17 protein-coding genes and 1 pseudogene are annotated in these 17598 nt (G+C 56.5%); 10 read left to right on the top strand and 8 right to left on the bottom strand.

Features of this window, described 5'->3' with window-relative positions:
* Positions 1-28: 28 nt before the first annotated feature.
* Complete coding sequence (gene xseA / locus FEM41_RS23345) at positions 29-1402, bottom strand: exodeoxyribonuclease VII large subunit (protein ID WP_168198854.1); 1374 nt, start codon at positions 1400-1402, stop codon at positions 29-31.
* Positions 1403-1570: 168 nt separating this feature from the next.
* Between xseA and guaB the strand changes: the two genes are divergently transcribed.
* Together guaB and guaA are read left to right on the top strand one after the other, a co-directional pair.
* A complete protein-coding gene (gene guaB / locus FEM41_RS23340; protein ID WP_138099312.1) occupies positions 1571-3037 on the top strand; it encodes an IMP dehydrogenase in 1467 nt (488 codons plus the stop codon).
* Between the two features lie 65 nt (positions 3038-3102).
* Complete coding sequence (gene guaA / locus FEM41_RS23335) at positions 3103-4680, top strand: glutamine-hydrolyzing GMP synthase (protein WP_138098876.1); 1578 nt, start codon at positions 3103-3105, stop codon at positions 4678-4680.
* A gap of 85 nt (positions 4681-4765) precedes the next feature.
* On the opposite strand, the pseudogene FEM41_RS23330 reads toward guaA, so the two are convergent.
* Positions 4766-5017 (bottom strand): annotated as a pseudogene (locus tag FEM41_RS23330) (integrase domain-containing protein); the annotation flags it as partial.
* Positions 5018-5151: 134 nt separating this feature from the next.
* On the opposite strand from FEM41_RS23330, the gene vapB reads away from it, so the two are divergent.
* From vapB to FEM41_RS23310, 4 genes are all read left to right on the top strand, one after another.
* Positions 5152-5382 (top strand): type II toxin-antitoxin system VapB family antitoxin, encoded by a 231-nt coding sequence (gene vapB, locus FEM41_RS23325; protein WP_138098875.1) that lies wholly within the window; start codon positions 5152-5154, stop codon positions 5380-5382.
* Positions 5382-5786 (top strand): type II toxin-antitoxin system tRNA(fMet)-specific endonuclease VapC, encoded by a 405-nt coding sequence (vapC, locus tag FEM41_RS23320; RefSeq protein WP_006687278.1) that lies wholly within the window; start codon positions 5382-5384, stop codon positions 5784-5786. Before vapB ends, vapC begins: the two co-directional genes overlap by 1 nt.
* A 174-nt stretch (positions 5787-5960) precedes the next feature.
* Complete coding sequence (locus tag FEM41_RS23315) at positions 5961-6851, top strand: oxidoreductase (protein ID WP_138098874.1); 891 nt, start codon at positions 5961-5963, stop codon at positions 6849-6851.
* A gap of 182 nt (positions 6852-7033) precedes the next feature.
* Positions 7034-8986 carry a tetratricopeptide repeat protein gene (locus FEM41_RS23310; protein ID WP_138098873.1) on the top strand — a complete coding sequence of 651 codons (1953 nt, stop codon included), beginning with the start codon at positions 7034-7036 and terminating at the stop codon, positions 8984-8986.
* 100 nt (positions 8987-9086) lie between these two features.
* On the opposite strand, the gene FEM41_RS25240 is transcribed toward FEM41_RS23310, so the two are convergent.
* Both FEM41_RS25240 and oxlT read right to left on the bottom strand, forming a co-directional pair.
* A complete protein-coding gene (locus FEM41_RS25240; RefSeq protein ID WP_206665539.1) occupies positions 9087-9248 on the bottom strand; it encodes a type 2 periplasmic-binding domain-containing protein in 162 nt (53 codons plus the stop codon).
* A gap of 141 nt (positions 9249-9389) precedes the next feature.
* Positions 9390-10715, bottom strand: coding sequence for an oxalate/formate MFS antiporter (gene oxlT, locus FEM41_RS23300; RefSeq protein ID WP_138098872.1), 1326 nt, complete (start codon positions 10713-10715; stop codon positions 9390-9392).
* Between the two features lie 364 nt (positions 10716-11079).
* Between oxlT and FEM41_RS23295 the strand changes: the two genes are divergently transcribed.
* Together FEM41_RS23295 and FEM41_RS23290 are read left to right on the top strand one after the other, a co-directional pair.
* The gene (locus tag FEM41_RS23295) at positions 11080-11325 is read left to right on the top strand and encodes a type II toxin-antitoxin system Phd/YefM family antitoxin (RefSeq protein WP_138098871.1); all 246 of its coding nucleotides are present in this window, start codon (positions 11080-11082) and stop codon (positions 11323-11325) included.
* On the top strand, positions 11322-11708 hold the full coding sequence (locus FEM41_RS23290; RefSeq protein WP_138098870.1) for a type II toxin-antitoxin system VapC family toxin: 387 nt from the start codon (positions 11322-11324) through the stop codon (positions 11706-11708). Before FEM41_RS23295 ends, FEM41_RS23290 begins: the two co-directional genes overlap by 4 nt.
* A gap of 3 nt (positions 11709-11711) precedes the next feature.
* Here FEM41_RS23290 and FEM41_RS23285 read toward each other — a convergent pair whose 3' ends face one another.
* Together FEM41_RS23285 and FEM41_RS23280 are read right to left on the bottom strand one after the other, a co-directional pair.
* Positions 11712-12707 (bottom strand): alpha/beta hydrolase, encoded by a 996-nt coding sequence (locus FEM41_RS23285; protein WP_138098869.1) that lies wholly within the window; start codon positions 12705-12707, stop codon positions 11712-11714.
* A gap of 10 nt (positions 12708-12717) precedes the next feature.
* Positions 12718-13608, bottom strand: coding sequence for an MBL fold metallo-hydrolase (locus tag FEM41_RS23280; protein WP_138098868.1), 891 nt, complete (start codon positions 13606-13608; stop codon positions 12718-12720).
* 75 nt (positions 13609-13683) lie between these two features.
* Between FEM41_RS23280 and FEM41_RS23275 the strand changes: the two genes are divergently transcribed.
* Positions 13684-14610, top strand: coding sequence for a LysR family transcriptional regulator (locus FEM41_RS23275; RefSeq protein WP_138098867.1), 927 nt, complete (start codon positions 13684-13686; stop codon positions 14608-14610).
* A gap of 154 nt (positions 14611-14764) precedes the next feature.
* Here the strand turns inward: FEM41_RS23275 and FEM41_RS23270 are convergent, their stop codons facing one another.
* Both FEM41_RS23270 and FEM41_RS25015 read right to left on the bottom strand, forming a co-directional pair.
* On the bottom strand, positions 14765-14914 hold the full coding sequence (locus tag FEM41_RS23270) for a YfgG family protein (RefSeq protein WP_421805504.1): 150 nt from the start codon (positions 14912-14914) through the stop codon (positions 14765-14767).
* 339 nt (positions 14915-15253) lie between these two features.
* The gene (locus tag FEM41_RS25015; RefSeq protein ID WP_241666674.1) at positions 15254-15403 is read right to left on the bottom strand and encodes a hypothetical protein; all 150 of its coding nucleotides are present in this window, start codon (positions 15401-15403) and stop codon (positions 15254-15256) included.
* Between FEM41_RS25015 and FEM41_RS23265 the strand changes: the two genes are divergently transcribed.
* Positions 15373-17538 (top strand): EAL domain-containing protein, encoded by a 2166-nt coding sequence (locus FEM41_RS23265; protein WP_241666665.1) that lies wholly within the window; start codon positions 15373-15375, stop codon positions 17536-17538. The two genes, FEM41_RS25015 and FEM41_RS23265, sit on opposite strands and share 31 nt — an antisense overlap.
* Positions 17539-17598: the final 60 nt, after the last annotated feature.

Here is a 17598-nt window from a genome sequence, read left to right as displayed (position 1 = left end):
TATAGCCGCCGGAAGGCGCACCGGTGGTTCAGGGGGCCTTTTTGGCGCGTCGTTTTTTCTCGGGCGTGATGCGGGTCACCTGACTTTCTACCCAGCCGTCCGCCAGGCGGGTGGTCAGGCTATCGCCGGCGTGCACCTGGGCGGTCTGTTTCAGCACTTTGCCGTCAGATGCGGAAGTCACGCTATAACCACGGGCCAGCGTCGCCAGCGGGCTGACGGCTTCAAGGTGAGTCAGGGCGCTGCCAAAGCGCTCGCGGGTGGCGCTCAGGCGACGGGACATAGTCTGAGACAGTCGATATTCCAGATTCTGAATCCGGCTGGCGGCGCGGTGGATATGGGGCTGTGGCTGCTGCTGGTCAAGACGGCGGACCAGGCGAAGCTGGCGCTCGTTAGCGCGTTTCATCTGCTGCTCCAGAGCGCCGTCCATCCGCTGGCGTAGCCGAATAAGCGCGGTCTGCTGGCGGGCCAGGCGTAGCTGCGGATGCTGCTGCTGCAGACGATGATTCACCAGGGAAAAACGTCGGGCGCAACCGGCCAGGTAGTAATCCATCGCCATCTCCAGCCGACGCTGTTGCCCCTGGCTCTGACGCAGCAGCTCCTGCTGATTACGGCTGACGATCTCCGCGGCGGCCGAAGGGGTCGGAGCGCGCAGATCGGCCACGAAGTCGGCGATGGTCACGTCGGTTTCATGCCCTACGGCGCTGACGATGGGAATACGGCTGGCGAAAATCGCCCGGGCCACCCGTTCGTCGTTAAAGCTCCACAGATCTTCCAGCGAGCCACCGCCGCGCCCGACGATCAGCACATCACACTCATTGCGAAGGTTTGCCAGTTCGATGGCGCGAACGATCTGCGCGGGCGCTTCGGCGCCCTGTACCGCGGTGGGGTAGATAACCACCGGCAGCGAAGGATCGCGACGCTTCAGAACGTGCAGGATATCGTGCAGCGCGGCGCCGGATTTCGAGGTTACCACCCCAACCTGGTGCGCCGGGGTTGGCAGCGCCTGTTTGAGCGCCGGGTCGAACAGCCCCTCGTCATTAAGCTTTTGCTTGAGCAGCTCGAACTGCTGTTGCAGCAGGCCATCGCCTGCGGGCTGCATGCTTTCGGCAATAATCTGGTAGTCGCCGCGCGGCTCATAGAGTGTGATATTCGCCCGAATCAGCACCTGCTGGCCCTGTTCCGGGCGGAAGGTGACGCGGCGATTGCTGTTGCGGAACATGGCACAGCGTACCTGGGCGCCGTCATCCTTCAGCGTGAAGTACCAGTGACCTGAGGCAGGGCGGCTAAAGTTAGAGATTTCGCCGCTTATCCAGACCTGGCCCATTTCGCGTTCCAGCAGTTGACGCACCGTCTGATTAAGACGGGTGACGGTAAAAACGGAGGCGGGGAGAATCGAAGACATGTGAGCTGGATCAAATTCCAAATCAGCAGGTTATTCAGTCGATACTACCGTTACGACAGGTGAAGGCAAGTTTTTTAGCAAAAAAATGTGGATGCAACCGATTACCACCTGTATAATGCCGCGGCAATATTTTATCTGTTCTCTAACCCCCAGGTCGAGATATTGCCCATGCTACGTATCGCTAAAGAAGCACTCACGTTTGATGACGTTCTGCTGGTTCCCGCACACTCCACCGTTCTGCCGAACACCGCCGATCTCAGTACTCAACTGACCCAATCCATTCGCCTGAATATTCCTATGCTTTCTGCGGCTATGGATACCGTCACCGAAGCGCGTCTGGCGATTGCGCTGGCTCAGGAAGGCGGACTTGGTTTTATTCACAAGAACATGTCCATTGAGCGCCAGGCCGAAGAGGTTCGGCGGGTGAAGAAACACGAAAGCGGCGTAGTGACTGACCCGCAGACCGTGCTGCCTTCCACCACCCTGAAAGAGGTCAGAGAGCTGACCGAGCGTAACGGCTTTGCCGGTTACCCGGTGGTTAACGAAGCTAACGAACTGGTCGGTATCATCACCGGCCGTGACGTGCGTTTCGTGACCGATCTCAGCCAGCCAGTCAGCGCCTATATGACCCCGAAAGAGCGTCTGGTCACCGTGCGTGAAGGCGAGTCCCGCGATGTGGTGCTGACCCGCATGCACGAAAAGCGCGTTGAGAAGGCGCTGGTGGTGGATGAAGGTTTCCACCTGCGCGGCATGATCACCGTGAAAGATTTCCAGAAGGCCGAGCGTAAGCCGAACGCCTGTAAAGATGAGCATGGCCGCCTGCGCGTAGGCGCTGCGGTTGGCGCTGGCGCCGGTAACGAAGAGCGTATCGACGCGCTGGTTGCCGCAGGCGTTGACGTGCTGCTGATCGACTCTTCCCACGGTCATTCCGAAGGGGTGCTGGAGCGCATTCGCGAAACCCGCGCCAAATACCCGGATCTGCAGATTATCGGCGGTAACGTCGCGACGGCCGCTGGCGCGCGTGCCCTGGCGGAAGCTGGCGTTAGCGCAGTGAAAGTGGGTATCGGCCCCGGCTCCATCTGTACTACCCGTATCGTCACCGGGGTAGGGGTTCCGCAGATCACTGCCGTCTCCGACGCCGTTGAAGCGCTGGAAGGCACCGGTATTCCGGTTATCGCCGATGGCGGTATCCGTTTCTCCGGCGACATTGCCAAGGCTATCGCCGCTGGCGCCAGCGCCGTGATGGTGGGCTCCATGCTGGCGGGCACCGAAGAGTCCCCGGGGGAGATCGAACTCTACCAGGGCCGTTCCTTCAAATCCTACCGCGGTATGGGCTCGCTGGGCGCCATGTCCAAAGGCTCTTCCGATCGCTACTTCCAGAGCGATAACGCCGCCGACAAACTGGTGCCGGAAGGGATTGAAGGGCGCGTAGCCTATAAGGGCCGCCTGAAAGAGATAGTGCATCAGCAGATGGGGGGCCTGCGCTCCTGTATGGGCCTGACCGGCTGTGGTACTATCGACGCCCTGCGCACCAAAGCGGAGTTTGTTCGCATCAGCGGCGCGGGGATTCAGGAAAGTCACGTCCACGATGTGACCATCACCAAAGAGTCCCCCAACTATCGCCTGGGCTCCTGATATGACTCGCCCGGCCCTGCGCCGGGCGATTGACTTTAATTGCTACTGCCTCGGAATAAACGTCAATGACGGAAAACATTCATAAACATCGCATACTTATTCTCGACTTCGGTTCTCAGTATACCCAGCTGGTTGCGCGCCGCGTGCGTGAACTGGGCGTGTACTGCGAACTCTGGGCGTGGGATGTGACTGAAGAACAGATTCGTGGGTTTAACCCCAACGGGATTATTCTTTCCGGCGGTCCGGAGAGCACCACGGAAGCCAACAGCCCGCGTGCGCCGCAGTATGTCTTTGAAGCGGGAGTGCCGGTATTCGGCGTGTGCTACGGCATGCAGACCATGGCGATGCAGTTGGGTGGCCAGGTTGAAGGCTCCAGCGAGCGCGAATTCGGCTATGCCCAGGTGGAAGTCACCACCGACAGCATGCTGGTGGAAGGCATTGAAGACGCCCTGAGCGCCAGCGGTAACCCGCTGCTGGATGTCTGGATGAGCCACGGCGACAAAGTGACCGCCATCCCCGACGGTTTTGTGACCGTTGCCAGCACCGAAACCTGTCCGTTCGCCATTATGGCTAACGAAGAAAAACGCTTCTACGGCGTGCAGTTCCACCCGGAAGTGACGCATACCCGCCAGGGCCTGCGGATGCTGGAACGCTTCGTGCGTGACATCTGTGGCTGCGAAGCGCTGTGGACGCCAGCGAAAATCATCGACGATGCCGTTGAGCGCATCCGCCAGCAGGTGGGTAACGATAAAGTGATTCTCGGCCTGTCCGGCGGCGTGGACTCTTCTGTGACGGCGATGCTGTTGCACCGCGCCATTGGCGATCGCCTGACCTGCGTCTTCGTGGACAACGGTCTGCTGCGTCTGAACGAAGCCCAGCAGGTGATGGAAATGTTCGGCGACCATTTCGGACTGAACATTGTTCATGTGCCCGCAGAAGAGCGCTTCCTGTCACAACTGGCCGGTATCGACGAGCCGGAAGCCAAGCGTAAAACTATCGGTCGCGTCTTCGTAGAAGTGTTCGACGAAGAAGCGCTGAAACTGGAAGACGTGAAGTGGCTGGCCCAGGGCACTATCTACCCGGACGTTATCGAGTCTGCCGCTTCCGCCACCGGTAAGGCGCATGTCATCAAGTCGCACCACAACGTGGGCGGCCTGCCGAAAGAGATGAAGATGGGCCTGGTTGAACCGCTGAAAGAGCTGTTCAAAGACGAAGTGCGCAAGATTGGCCTGGAGCTGGGTCTGCCGTTCGAGATGCTGTATCGCCATCCGTTCCCGGGACCGGGTCTGGGCGTTCGCGTACTGGGCGAAGTGAAGAAAGAGTACTGCGATCTGCTGCGTCGCGCCGACGCCATTTTCATTGAAGAGCTGCGTAAAGCCGACCTGTACGACAAAGTCAGCCAGGCGTTCACCGTGTTCCTGCCGGTGCGTTCGGTAGGCGTTATGGGCGATGGCCGTAAGTACGACTGGGTGGTTTCCCTGCGTGCCGTCGAAACCATCGACTTTATGACCGCTCACTGGGCGCATCTGCCTTATGAATTCCTGGGCCGCGTCTCTAACCGCATCATCAACGAAGTGGATGGCATCTCCCGCGTGGTGTATGACATCTCTGGTAAGCCGCCAGCGACCATTGAGTGGGAATAAGCCGATAACCCTTCCTGAGTTTTCATGAACAGGTAAAACTGCAATCAACCCTCTGTTTTTACAGGGGGTTTTTATTTATGTACATTCATACTTGCTCGATATACCGTCCTCGCCCATCCCCATGTCCCAGATCCGTTGAGGTTACCGCCAGCGCCTCTTTGTAGCTTAACCCCTGCCCCTCGTAATAGCGGATCGCATCCTGCGCCCAGGCATAGCGAAGAGCGTGAGGGGAGTATTCGCCCGTCAGCCCGGCATCGCGGAGAGGGTTGTGCCAGTAGTCCATCGCGGATTTCAGATCCGGCTTGTCAATCAGATGCTCGTTACGCTCCCCCGGCAGTTCCTCCTGTATCGGTAGAGCGCTGCCTGTTGAAATTCTGCCGCGGTATTTCCTTCTTATGTATATCCCATTGACATATCCCATGATTGCCTTATGCTGGCACTGTGTACAAAACTTCACCACTGGAGGCGAGGATGGAAAAGACAACCGTATTCAAAAGCAACCGTAGCCAGGCGGTGCGTCTGCCAAAAGCGGTGGCTTTACCGGAGGATGTCAAACACGTGGATATCGTCGCGGTAGGGCGAACGCGCATTATTACTCCCGCAGGCGAAAGTTGGGACAGCTGGTTTGATGGTGAGAGCGTGACGTCTGACTTTATGGCCGCCCGTGAACAGCCAGGTGACCAGGACCGGGAAGAGTTCTGATGCTCAAATACATGCTGGATACCAATATCTGTATCTATACGATCAAAAATAAACCTCAGGCAGTCCGGGAGGCGTTTAACCAGCATTACGGGCGGATGTGCATCAGTTCTGTCACGCTGATGGAGCTGATTTACGGCGCGGAGAAATCTGCCAGCCCGGAGAAAAACCTGCGCGTGGTCGAAGGATTCATCGCCCGGTTGGAGGTGCTGAATTATGGTATCGATGCGGCGGTACAGACGGGGCAAATCCGGGCAGAACTGGCAAGAGCAGGTACGCCCGTTGGCCCGTATGACAGCATGATTGCGGCCCACGCCCGCGCACTGGGTTTAATTCTGGTGACGAACAATACCCGTGAGTTCGAACGTATTAATGGATTACGTCTGGAAGACTGGAGTATCAGCTAAGCCATTTAGTTCAAAGACAATGTCAGGGGAATGATTTAACGTCTGGCGCATAACAGCGATAAAACCCCTCTAAGCCCGCGTGAATGCGGGCTTTTTTGTTTTTGCGTTTGCCTCGTGCTATTTAGTACAGACACCTGCCCTGATGATGGGTTAATCAAATCAGGAGAACGCAAGATGTCTGACTATCCCACTGTCGCGCTGATTGGTCCTGGCGCTATCGGGACCACCATCGCCGCTGTTCTGCATGAAGTTGGCCGAACGCCGCTCCTTTGCGGGCGTACCGCGCATTCGCAGTTAATTTTGCGGCACGACGCGAGGGAAGTCGTGGTGCCAGGCCCGGTATTGAACGATCCGGCAGCGATCGGTCGCCCGTTCGATCTGGTGTTTGTCGCGGTGAAAACCACCCAGGTTGCTGACTGCGCCAGTTGGTTGGCTGCGCTGTGTGATGAAAACACGGTGGTATGTGCGCTGCAAAATGGCGTCGAGCAGGAAAGCCAGTTAGCGCCCTACGTCAACGGCGCGACGGTGCTGCCTTCGGTGGTCTGGTTCCCGGCCCAGCGTGAGCCCGATGCTTCAGTCTGGCTGCGCGCTAAACCACGTCTTACGTTGCCTGATGTGCCGCAGGCAAAACGGATAGTTGATGTGCTCGGCGACACAGGCTGCGCGGTTGAGCTGTCAGCCGATTTTATCTCCATCGCCTGGCGTAAACTGCTACAGAATGCCGTTGCCGGTCTGATGGTCCTGGCTAACCGACGCGCCGGGATGTTCTCACGAGAGGATATCACCGAACTGGCTCTGGCTTATCTGCGCGAGTGCCTGGCGGTAGCCCGTGCCAGCGGTGCATCGCTGAACGATGATGTTCCTCAGGAGATCGTTGATGTTTTCCGCCGTGCTCCTGTCGACTTAGGCACCTCAATACTTGCCGACCGACAGGCTAATCGCCCGCTGGAATGGGATATCCGCAATGGCGTGATACAGCGTTATGGTCGCGTTCATGGTATTCCTGTGCCCATCAGCGAGGTGCTGGTGCCGCTGCTGGCGGCCGGGAGCGAGGGGCCGGGGTGAGCTGTTAAGGCCGGGGGGTAAGACCCCCGCTCAATACATCCATCTGTCCGCAGTCTCATCATCAGGGCGCAGGCTCATTACAGGTTCAGATGCGGATTCGCCGTCAGGCACGGGTGAATAGACGTTGTGCGGGTTTTATGTCACTTTGTGGTGATAATTCCCTATACACGTCTATGATATCTATGTTCAAACGTCTCCTCTCTTCCCTGAGCAGTAAAAAAAATTCCTCAACAGTAGAGCCCGCGGCGGCGGATGAATCATTGATTGTTGCCTACGATGCTTACGGACAGCAGATGAAAATCCCGCGTAGCGAGTGGCGCGACAAGGTATTTTTGCCTGCTCTGCAACAAAAGTGGGACAGTGCGGCAGATCTCTATAGCGCAATTCTGTCGGGCCTGGAGGATGGTTTCCCTGCCGATCTGATACCGGCTGCCGAACGTCTGGTTGAAATTGACGACATCCCCGAACGCGCGCATGTGATTCAGGGGATTGTATTAATGGAAAATGGTCAATCCGATGCCGCCGAACGCACGCTGCGTGCCGGGATTGCGAAAGTCGGCGCAACCGGAACGCTGCTGACTAATCTGGCTAAGGTCTTTGCCGGGCGCGGTGAGGACAGCCGCGCAGGCGAAACGCTCTGGCAGGCGATTCAGGCCGATCCGAATCAGGATAACGGCCTGCTTTGGTGGGCAACGCTTCAGCAGGAGAGCCAGGGAGAAGCCGGATATCTGAATGCGCTTCGCACGGCAGCAGCTTTACCCGGTAGCTGGAGAGCGCAACTGTGGCTGGCGCGCCATCATCTGGAGCAGGGCGAAACAGAGCAAGCCCGGGTCTTATACCGTGAAGTGCTGGCTGGTAAGGCGTTCGACGCCGGTGCGTTAATGATGATTTCCGGCGATCTGGGACGGAATGGCGAAATCGCGTCAATCGTTGAACTTGTCGCACCGATCTATGACGAACATCAGCATGACCCCATGGCGGGCATTAACATACTGCGCGCTTATCAGGAGCTTGGTGAGGTTGAGGAAGGCGAAAAGCTGCTTGCCCGGATGTATGCCCTGGGTCTGGCGCCCCTTAAACAGCATCTTGATGAGTTCGCGCAGGCTTTTCAGGAGATGCGTAAACAGGATGTTCAGCACGCGGCTGTCGATTCCAATGAGTTGCAGATCAAAACGTTGTCACTGACTCAACCGATTTGGCATTACGGTTTGAATCGGGCTGACTGGCTCTTTAGCCGCAAGCCTGAAGACGCTCAAAAAATAGGATTCTTTGCACTTTCAAAAATAGTGGAAGGCTCTGTGCAATCCGAATCGCAGCTTGAAGACAATATTGGACGTCTGAGCCGTGCTATTCCCCTTTATTTTGCTGAAGCGGTGCATTACTGGAGCCACTACGCGTCGAGTTGTTATATCCAGGTGGTGGAAGGTAAAGGTCCCATATTATCCGGCAATGAGACTGACGGTAACGCGCTTTTCGATCTGGTACCGCCCGCGATGAATTATTTTGTTACCGGAGAAATCGGCTGTTCCGGAAAAGGGGAGCAGGAGCAGTGGCAAGTGTCGCTCACCCTCTGGAACTGCGCGGCAAGAACGAAACAGGTCTCAGAAAGTGGCCAGGCGCTGGAAGCAGAGCTGGGATCGCTGATTCTGGACCTTGAGCAACGTCTGCTTGCACACGTAGGGTTAAGGCGTGAACAGCCATTGGATCCGTTTTATCTGCGGCCTTCTACAGAAATGATGGGCGTTTATCTGTCTGAACTGGGTCAGGCGTTTATGCTGACGCTGGTTGCGAATAAGCAAATACCCCGAAGCGCCATATGGGGAGAGCGGGCGATGCTTGAATGGCCGCTCAGGATGGCGCTGCATTGGCCGCAGGCGGAAGTTCCGAAGCTAATGTATCTTTCCGGACTGGGGAAGGCATTTGACTACCGCTCTGACCTGGTTGCCGAATATAAGGAACAGAGTCTGGCGCTGTTGCATGAAGCCAGGGAAACAAACAGCCCCGTGGACAGACTGGCTCCGCTGGTCTGGAAATTATTTGATATGCATGATGAGTTTGCTGACCGTCGCCAGCATTTGTCGCCGGGAGCAGATGAAGCCTATGCGGCGTGGCTGGCACGGCTGGCGGATAAGTAAACAGGAATGCTTGAGCCAGCGGGCTATTCTGTTACATCACCCACAATCGCTTATATCAGGGCCGCCTGCGCAAAGTAGGGTGACTGATTGAAATACTCGATCAGAAGCTCGGTAAGAACTCGTATCTTGCGAGCAGGATGTTGGGTGGCCGGATAACATATGCCCCTGCCGGAGGGGGCGGATGATGAGTCATGGCCGGCACGAGCGCGCCAGAGGCGACATGCTGCCAGGTCAGGCAATCTGGTAGGTAAGCGATTCCCAACCCAGCTACGGCGGCGGCAACCAGAGCCGTGCCGTTATCGGCTTAAAACGCCCCTGTGAACGAACTGTAATCACCCTGTTGCCCGCCATAAGCTGCCAGGTTTCGCTGCCCTGCATCAGGGCCTGGTGGGTGAGGAGAGCCTCAGGTGTTTTTGACTCCCCATGCGCCAGCAGCCTGGCCAGTATGGGATGCGGTATTGTCGGTCATTCCTGCTCCACGAATAAACCGCGCCCGCCAGGGCTTAAGCACCAGCAGCGCCAGCAGGGCGCAGATAATATCCAGAGTAATGGCGCAGCCGAAGACCAGATTCCAACTGGCGGTATGTTGATAAAGCAGCGCCGCCAGCGGCCCGCCGAAGATCGAGCCGATTCCCTGAGAAATATAAAGCCAGCCGTAATTGGTGGTGGCGAAACGGGTGCCGAAGGTATCGGTCAGGGTGGCGGGAAACAGCGAGAAAATCTCGCCCCAGCCAAAGAACACCACCCCGGAAAGCAGTACAAACAGCAGCGGATCGTCCTTGCACAGCAGCCATAGCGTCATGGCAATGCCCTCAAGACCGAAAGCGAAAAACATCATCTTTTCGCGGCCTATGCGGTCAGAGATATAGCCGCAGACCGGTCGGGTCAGACCATTCATCACACGATCGATAGTCATCGCCAGCGGCAGCGCCGCCATACCCAGAATGGTGACCGAAGTGATACCAAAATCACCGGCGAAGATAGCCATTTGCGACGTCACCATCAGACCGGAAGTCGACATCATGGTCATCATCACGAACATCAGCCAGAACAGCGGCTGGCGCAACATCTCTCTGGGGGTAAAACTGCGGGTGGTGACGTTTAGTGGCGTATCGACCTGTTGCGCCGGTTGGGGTTTTGGCGCGCGCAGCCCCTGGCCGGCGATAAACCCCAGCACCGCCATCAGCAGGCCGAACTGCCACAGGGTGTTTTCCAGCCCTTTTGCCGCCAGCGCGGTGGTGATGGGGAAGGTGGTCAGGATAGCGCCCATACCGTAGCCCGCCGCTACCATGCCGGTCGCGAAGCCGCGTTTTTCCGGGAACCAGCGCACCATCAGCCCAACCACGCCAATATAGACAATACCGGTGCCCAGGCCGCCCAACACGCCGTAATAAAGATAAAGCTCTGTCAGGGAGTTCATTCTGGCTGCCAGCATCCAGCTTATGCCGGTCAGTACCGTGCCCAGGGTAATCAGACGACGTGGGCCAAAGCGGTCGATCAACCGTCCCTGAAATGGTGAAAAGAAGGTTTGCAGAATAATCAGCAGCGAAAAGGTGAGCTGAATTTCCGCCAGTGGGGCCTGTAGTTTTTCCATCAGTGGACGGGTAAAAAGCGCCCAGACATATTGCGGGCTGGAGATAGAAATCATGCAAATCAATCCCAGCGCCAGTTGGATCCATTTCATTTTCTGACTGGCAACAACCGCGCCCGATAACGTTGTATTGGTCATATCGCCGCTCCGATTTCGTGAGAGTGAGCCAGCGGTGCATTAACCATGCCATTACCGTGAAATCGATGCGGGAGCCTGAACGGGCGCGGCCTGGCGTGCTTATTCTGTATCCTTTAGGACTCTTTTCTCTGCCCCGTCGTGAGGCAGACGTAGCGTATTCGCGGTGCAACGGATCAATCCCAGCGAGTATTTTGCGGCACATTTTCTGGTTTTATTCTTTGAGGCTGGACAGGGCAGCCCAAAAGCGCGATTTACTCTGCTCAATGTTTTCAGGCAGAGCGAATGAAGGGTCGGTATTTTCGACTATTATTCGCGCGTTTTTTAAACCGGACTAACCGAACTTAGTTTAGGTTCGGGGGCGGAGATGCGTATTGTGAATATTCATGAAGCAAAGACACAGCTATCGCGGCTGGTTGAGCAGGCGGTGGCAGGGGAGCCGTTTATTATCGCCAAAGCGGGCAGGCCGCTGGTAAAGGTCATGGCGCTGGATGCCGCTGAGCCGGGGCAGGAGCAGCGGTTAGGCTTTATGGCGGGAAGGTTCCAGGTTCCGGACGACTTCGATCGAATGGGCGATGAAACCATTGAGAAGCTGTTTGGTGGTGAGCAATGAAATATTTGCTGGATACCCATGTTCTGCTGTGGGCGGCGGGAATGCCGGAACGCTTATCGCCCGGGTCGGTGGCGCTGCTGAACGATAGGGAAAACAGATTATTTTTTAGCGCCGCCAGCCTGTGGGAGATCGCCATCAAACGTGGTCTGGGGCGCGCTGACTTCCCGGTTGACGGCCGGGTGTTGCGGCGCGGCCTGCTGGATAACGGCTACAGCGAGCTGGCTATCAGCAGCGAGCACGTAGCGGCGACAGAAGGGCTACCGGGGTTGCATAAGGATCCTTTCGATCGCCTGCTGGTGGCCCAGGCTGCAGTTGAGGGCATCACACTGCTGACCGCAGATGCCCTGGTGGCCCGCTATCCCGGGCCGATCGAGCAGATCTGAGGGTTATTCCGGATGATAGTCGCGGTCATAGAAATCGCGTATTGCATTCCAGGCCAGCATGCGGTGACGTTCCAGTAGCAGCATATGGGTGGATTCGCCTATTTCCAGCCACTGGCGCCAGGGCGCATTTTCCAGCTCGCTAAATAGTACCCTGGCAATCGCCAGCGGGACATCGATATCCCACTCGCCGTGCACCAGCAGTACCGGAACGCGGATATCTGCGGGTTGATAGTATTTGCGGCCCACGCGCCAGTAGTCACGGATATCCTGAATGGGACCGCTGACGGCACGTATTTTCCCGGGCGTATGGCTCTGGCTCCAGGGATCTTCGGCCAGGGTGGCGTCGGCCCACTGATCGAACCAGCCTGCGGGAATGAGCCTGTCCCGGGCATGTTCCGGTGCGGCGCTTAGCCAGCCGTTCAGGGTTTCGCGCACCGCAATCAACCTCCAGGCGCCGGGATCGCCTCCGCTATCGATACGGGTGGGTTGGTCGTTCAGCCACTGGGGAGCGACCAGCGCCAGCTTGTGGACTCTGGCGTTATTACGGCTGGTCCAGGCGGCAGCGACGGTGCCGCCCCAGGACATGCCGAAGATATTCAGTTGTTCAAGATGACGGTGCTTAAGTACGAAGTCGACCACGCTGCCCAGATCGGCTACGCCATCATCAGTGCCTGCCAGCGGTGGATGCTGTCCGGCTGGTTGATCCATCTCTGGCGGGCGGGTGGAGCGGCCATAGCCCCGAACGTCCAGAGCGTAGACGTCGTAGCCTGCGGCAGCAAGATAGTCGAGAAACGAGATGCCGTTAAAGGGAACGTCGTACAGACTACCTGATGAGTATGTGGCACCGTGTACCAGGACGATGGTGCGCTGAGGGCTGAAGGTTGTCATCGCCGCCGGGCGACGGTGACGGACATGAAGTTGAATATCCGAGCGCTGCGCCGGAACGTACAGTGCTTCATCAATGAGTTCGATACCTTTAATGGTGCGAACGGTGCTCATAGGGGGCTCCTCAGGCGTATTGCCAGCTAAAGACGTTTCCCTGACGGCTAACGTGGCCGACAGAGCTACGGGCGAAATGGGAGGTAAAGACCAGAGCGTCGTGCTCAGTGGCCCAGGTCAGCATGCGTTGGCGCGAGCGTTGTGCCTGTTCTGGCCACTCGCAGTAAAGGGTATTGAGGTCAGGCGCCATAATCTGCAGCGGGTGATGCATGATATCGCCGCTGAACAGCGCCTGTTCTCCCTGGGATTGCAGGGCGATGGACATATGACCGATGCTGTGTCCCGGGGTGGGAATAAACTGGAAGTTATCGAGGAAGTCGCCCCCGTCGGGGCCGATACGTTCGGCCTGTCCGGCAGCGATAACCGGCGCTACGCTGTCTTCAAATACGCCGCGATTCGGAATATTGACCTCGTTGTGGCTGTCCGGGCTGGCATACCACTCCTCTTCACGCTGGGGAAAAACGTAGCGCGCCCGGGGAAAGGTGGGGACCCAACGACCATCGATAAGGCAGGTGTTCCAGCCGCTGTGGTCAACGTGCAGGTGGGTCTGTAGTACGTAGTCGACCTGCTCCGGCTGTATGCCTGCTGCAGCGAGACGCTGTAGCCATGGCGTATTCAACTGATGAAACAGGGGGTTAAGCGGTCGCAGCTTATCGTTGCCTGCGCCGGTATCGATAAGGATGGTATGGTGACGGGTACGAACCAGCCAGCTGTGAATACTCTGGATCAAATGACCGCTGGCAGGATCGAGATCGCCTGGCATCAGCCAGTCGCGGTTCTCTTCAACCAGTTGGGGATCGAGCTTCGGATAGAGCCGGGAAGGCAGGGTGCCATTCAGGGAGAGTTCGTCAATTCGCGTGATAGTGATATCGCCAATTCGGTAACCGGGATTTAGGTGCATAGCCTGTGCTCCGTTGGTGAATTTGTCACCGTTAGTCTATGATTAGCGTCTGTAGTGAACAAATCGATTCAAATCATGTCCTCTATTGATCATTTCAATTTATGGTCGTTTGACCTGAACCTGCTGATTGCATTCGATGCGTTGATGCGCGAGCGCAGCGTAACCCGTGCGGCGGCCCGTCTGAAGATTCAGCAACCGGCGATGAGCCATAACCTGAAGACGCTGCGGCTGCTGTTTGACGATGAGCTATTTGTCAGAGTGGGGCAGGTGATGAGACCCACCGCCCGGGCGTTGACGCTATCGGCCTCGGTTAACCAGATTCTGGAACAGGCCCAGACTGCGATTACGGCACGTGAAGTATTTCGCCCCGAGGTGGAGCGTCGTACCTTTGCCATTGGATTTTCCAGCGAAATGGAGGTGCTGCTGATGCCGGGGCTGACCGCCAGGGTTCAGTCTGCCGCACCAGGTATTAACCTGTTGGCGCGACCGGCGCAGCCCGCTCAGGTTCACCGCTTGCTGGACGAAGGGGAGATCGATCTCGCTATCGGCTGTTTTGAGTCAGGGAGTGAACGCTATCGTCGGCGTTTGCTGTTTGAGCAGTCATTGATGAGCTGTTTTAACCCGCAATTGTTGGATCTGCCAACGCCGATAGATCGCCCAACCTGGCTGGCCCAGCGCCATGCCCTGGTATCCCAGAATGCCAGCATTCGCGGGTGCCTGGACTGGGCGCTGCAGGCGGCAGGGGTTGAGCTGGAAATGGCGATGGCGGCCCCGGAGTTTCTGACTGTATTGAGCGCCGCCATGCAAACACCGGTGCTGGCGACGCTCCCGGCGCGTATTGTGCGGCGTTACGCGCCGTTGCTGAGTCTGGCGGTTAGCCCTGTCCCCCTTGAGCTGCGGGTGATGCCTATTGCCATGGTCTGGCCGACCCATACAGACAGCGATCCGGCGAGCGAGTGGCTGCGTCAGCAGGCAACGGCAGTGCTGGCTGAGGTCGATTAACTACCTGGTTAGGAGTAGATGCCGTCGCTTATGCGGTTTTTGGGCTGGAATGAGTCGATAATTAGTCGATGATTCTTTACTCAAGGGGACGGGTTCGGGGTATGATCCGGCCGTTATAACAGCAGGGCGCTGACGCTATCTATTGTTTTTGGCGCTATTGACGTGAGATACGGTCCTGGGAGGTACTCAGGCTGGTCTGTTGGGCGCTGACTTTCTCCTGATAGTGATGCCATGCACCGATAGAAGAGTAAATAAAACGGGCAAAGAAGAGGATAAAGCTAATAAGCAGTACGATGCGGATCATGCGACTGTTCGATCGCTGCCGTTTTCGCGTGCCGGTAAACTGTGTCACTGAGTGATCCTGTTGGTAAGCCCGTTTGGGCGATAGCGTCATTAGGGCACAGCGGGAATGCCGGGTCAATGTTTGTACTGTAAAAAAACGTCAGATGTCTGAGATGTTATATAAGTGTTTTTAATTAATAATCGGATTGCTGGAAAAAAGCGATGCGTATTAAAAAATACCCTTAAATAGTCGTGACAGGCCATGTAAATTGATTTTAATCAATTTTAACTTTTAGCGAGTAACTAGAATCAGCACTCGCTTAAGAGAGGGGGAGCTGTGATCCACTTTTCACCACAACGGTCAGGTTGGATGCCTGTCTGAAAATACCATCATGGAGCTTCTGGTATTCTGAAGGACATCTAATGCAATTTTCTGGCTGGTACCAACGAAATAAAAACAAATGGTGGTGTCTTCCGTTAATTCTTCCGGTTTTGATTCACCCATTGGCATTTTATTTTTCCGTTTACACGGAGCTGCACGGCATTCGTGTTGTTCTTTACTATATGTTGCCGGCGATGATGTTGGCACTGATGATGATTTTCAGCTGGGCGGCGCTGCCGGGTATTGTGCTGTCTATTCTGTTTCACTACCTGCCGCTGCGCGGCAGCTTTGACGGTTTTGCCTCTGCGCTGCACTATCTGCTGATGCTCACAATTTGCTGGGGCGGCTACAGCCTTTTCGTGCCGAGGCGTAATAACGTCAACTTCGGCAATATGTACCAGACGGCGGCCCGCATGTTCTGGCTGGTGTTCTGTAGTGCGACCGCCTTTTTCCTGCTGTACCAGAGCGCGATCCGTTTTGGTTTATATGCCGCCCAGGTCAGCCTGTTGGGGGATACTCCCTGGAAAATCAGTACGTTGATTAACTATCAGGCGCTGCTGGTGAGCTGTCTGACCGGTTTGCCGTTCTGCTACTTTATTATTCGTACCCTGCGCCACCCCCGCTTCGCACGCAGCTTTTTCTCGCGTATGCGCGCCCAGTTCCACCCGAATACCACCCGACTGGAGCTGGGGCTGTGGTGGGCCTGTATTCTGCTGTTGCTAAGCTTGCTGCTGCTGCCGCTGACTGACGCCAGCACCATCTTTAATACCAACTACACCTTTACGCTGATGTTGCCGGTGATGATTTGGGGGGCCATGCGTTTTGGTTTCCTGTTTATCACCACGGTCTGGACGATCATGCTGCTTATTGTCAGCCACTATTTTTACCGCTATCTACCGCCTGGCCTGGATTATGATAATCAGATGGCGCTTACCAGCTCCTGTTTTCTGGTGTTTTCGTTTTCCATCTATCTGATGGCGGAGGTAACCACGCGCCAGCGCGCCAGTCACGAAAAGATACGCTATGCGGCCTATATCGACCCGGTAGTACAGATGCCTAACCTGCGCGCCCTGAACCGGGATCTGAACGGTCACGCCGGTTCTATGCTGTGTCTGCTGCGCTTCCCGGAGCTCGAACTGCTGAGCCGTAACTACGGTATGCTGCTGCGCATCACGTTTAAGCAGGAGATGGCGAACTGGTTAAGCGGGATGTTGCAGGAAGGGGAGCAACTCTATCATCTGTCCAGTGACGAACTGGCGTTACGCCTGAATGGCGAAACCCAGAAAGAGCGTATCGAAGCGCTGGATGAGCAGATCAGGCAGTTCCGCTTCAGCTGGGACGGCATGCCGTTTCAGCTCCAGGTGGGTATTAGCTACAGCTATGTGCGCGCTCCGGTGGCTCATCATCATCTGCTGCTGGGGGAGCTCGGCACCATGGCGGATCACTCCGTACACACCGGCCATCCGGAAAGCCTTCAACTCTATGGCGCTCGCCACGTACAGAAGGCGGTGAAGAGCAAAGTGGATATGATGAACCAGCTTCAGCAGGCGCTGGATCATGATGGTTTCTTCCTGCTGGCGCAGCCTATCGAGGGGGTACGCGGCGATACCTATCATGAGATATTGCTGCGGATGAAAGATGAAAACGGCGAGGTTGTCGAACCGGACTGTTTCCTGCCGGTGGCCCACGAGTTCGGCCTGTCATCGAAGATCGATCTGTGGGTGCTGGAAAAGAGCATGGCCTTTATCTCCGACTATCGCGATGCGCTGCCTGCCTGTCGTTTCTCGGTCAATCTGACACCGTCATCGGTGTGTCGACCGCGCTTTGTGAATGACGTTCAGCGTCTGCTGAAACGCTATGACGTACAGGCGTGGCAGTTGGTGTTTGAAGTGACCGAAAGCCACTCTCTGACCAACGTAGAGCAGGCCAGTCGCACCCTTTCTGCATTGCAGCACATGGGGTGTCGGGTGGCGATTGATGATTTTGGTACCGGCTACGCCAGCTATGCGCGGCTGCGCGATCTGAACGCGGATATCATGAAAATCGATGGCAGCTTTATCCGCAATTTACTGGTTAGCAGCCTCGATTATCAGATTGTGGACTCCATCTGCCAGCTGGCGCGTACCAAGAAGATGCAGCTGGTGGCCGAATCGGTCGAAACCGACGAGATTCGTGAGGCCATACGCAAGCTGGGCATTGACTATATGCAGGGGTGGGCGATTGGGCGCCCTCTGCCTCTGGAAGCGCTGATACAAGGGAAATAACATAAGGGCTGCCCCAGTGGCAGCCCTGAGACTGATGAAAAACCTGGCCCGAACGCGTTC

Origin of the sequence: Jejubacter calystegiae, from assembly GCF_005671395.1 — a bacterium.
In the GTDB taxonomy this organism is placed as follows: Bacteria; Pseudomonadota; Gammaproteobacteria; order Enterobacterales; family Enterobacteriaceae; genus Jejubacter; species Jejubacter calystegiae.
This window is presented reverse-complemented; position numbering and strand designations above follow the sequence as displayed.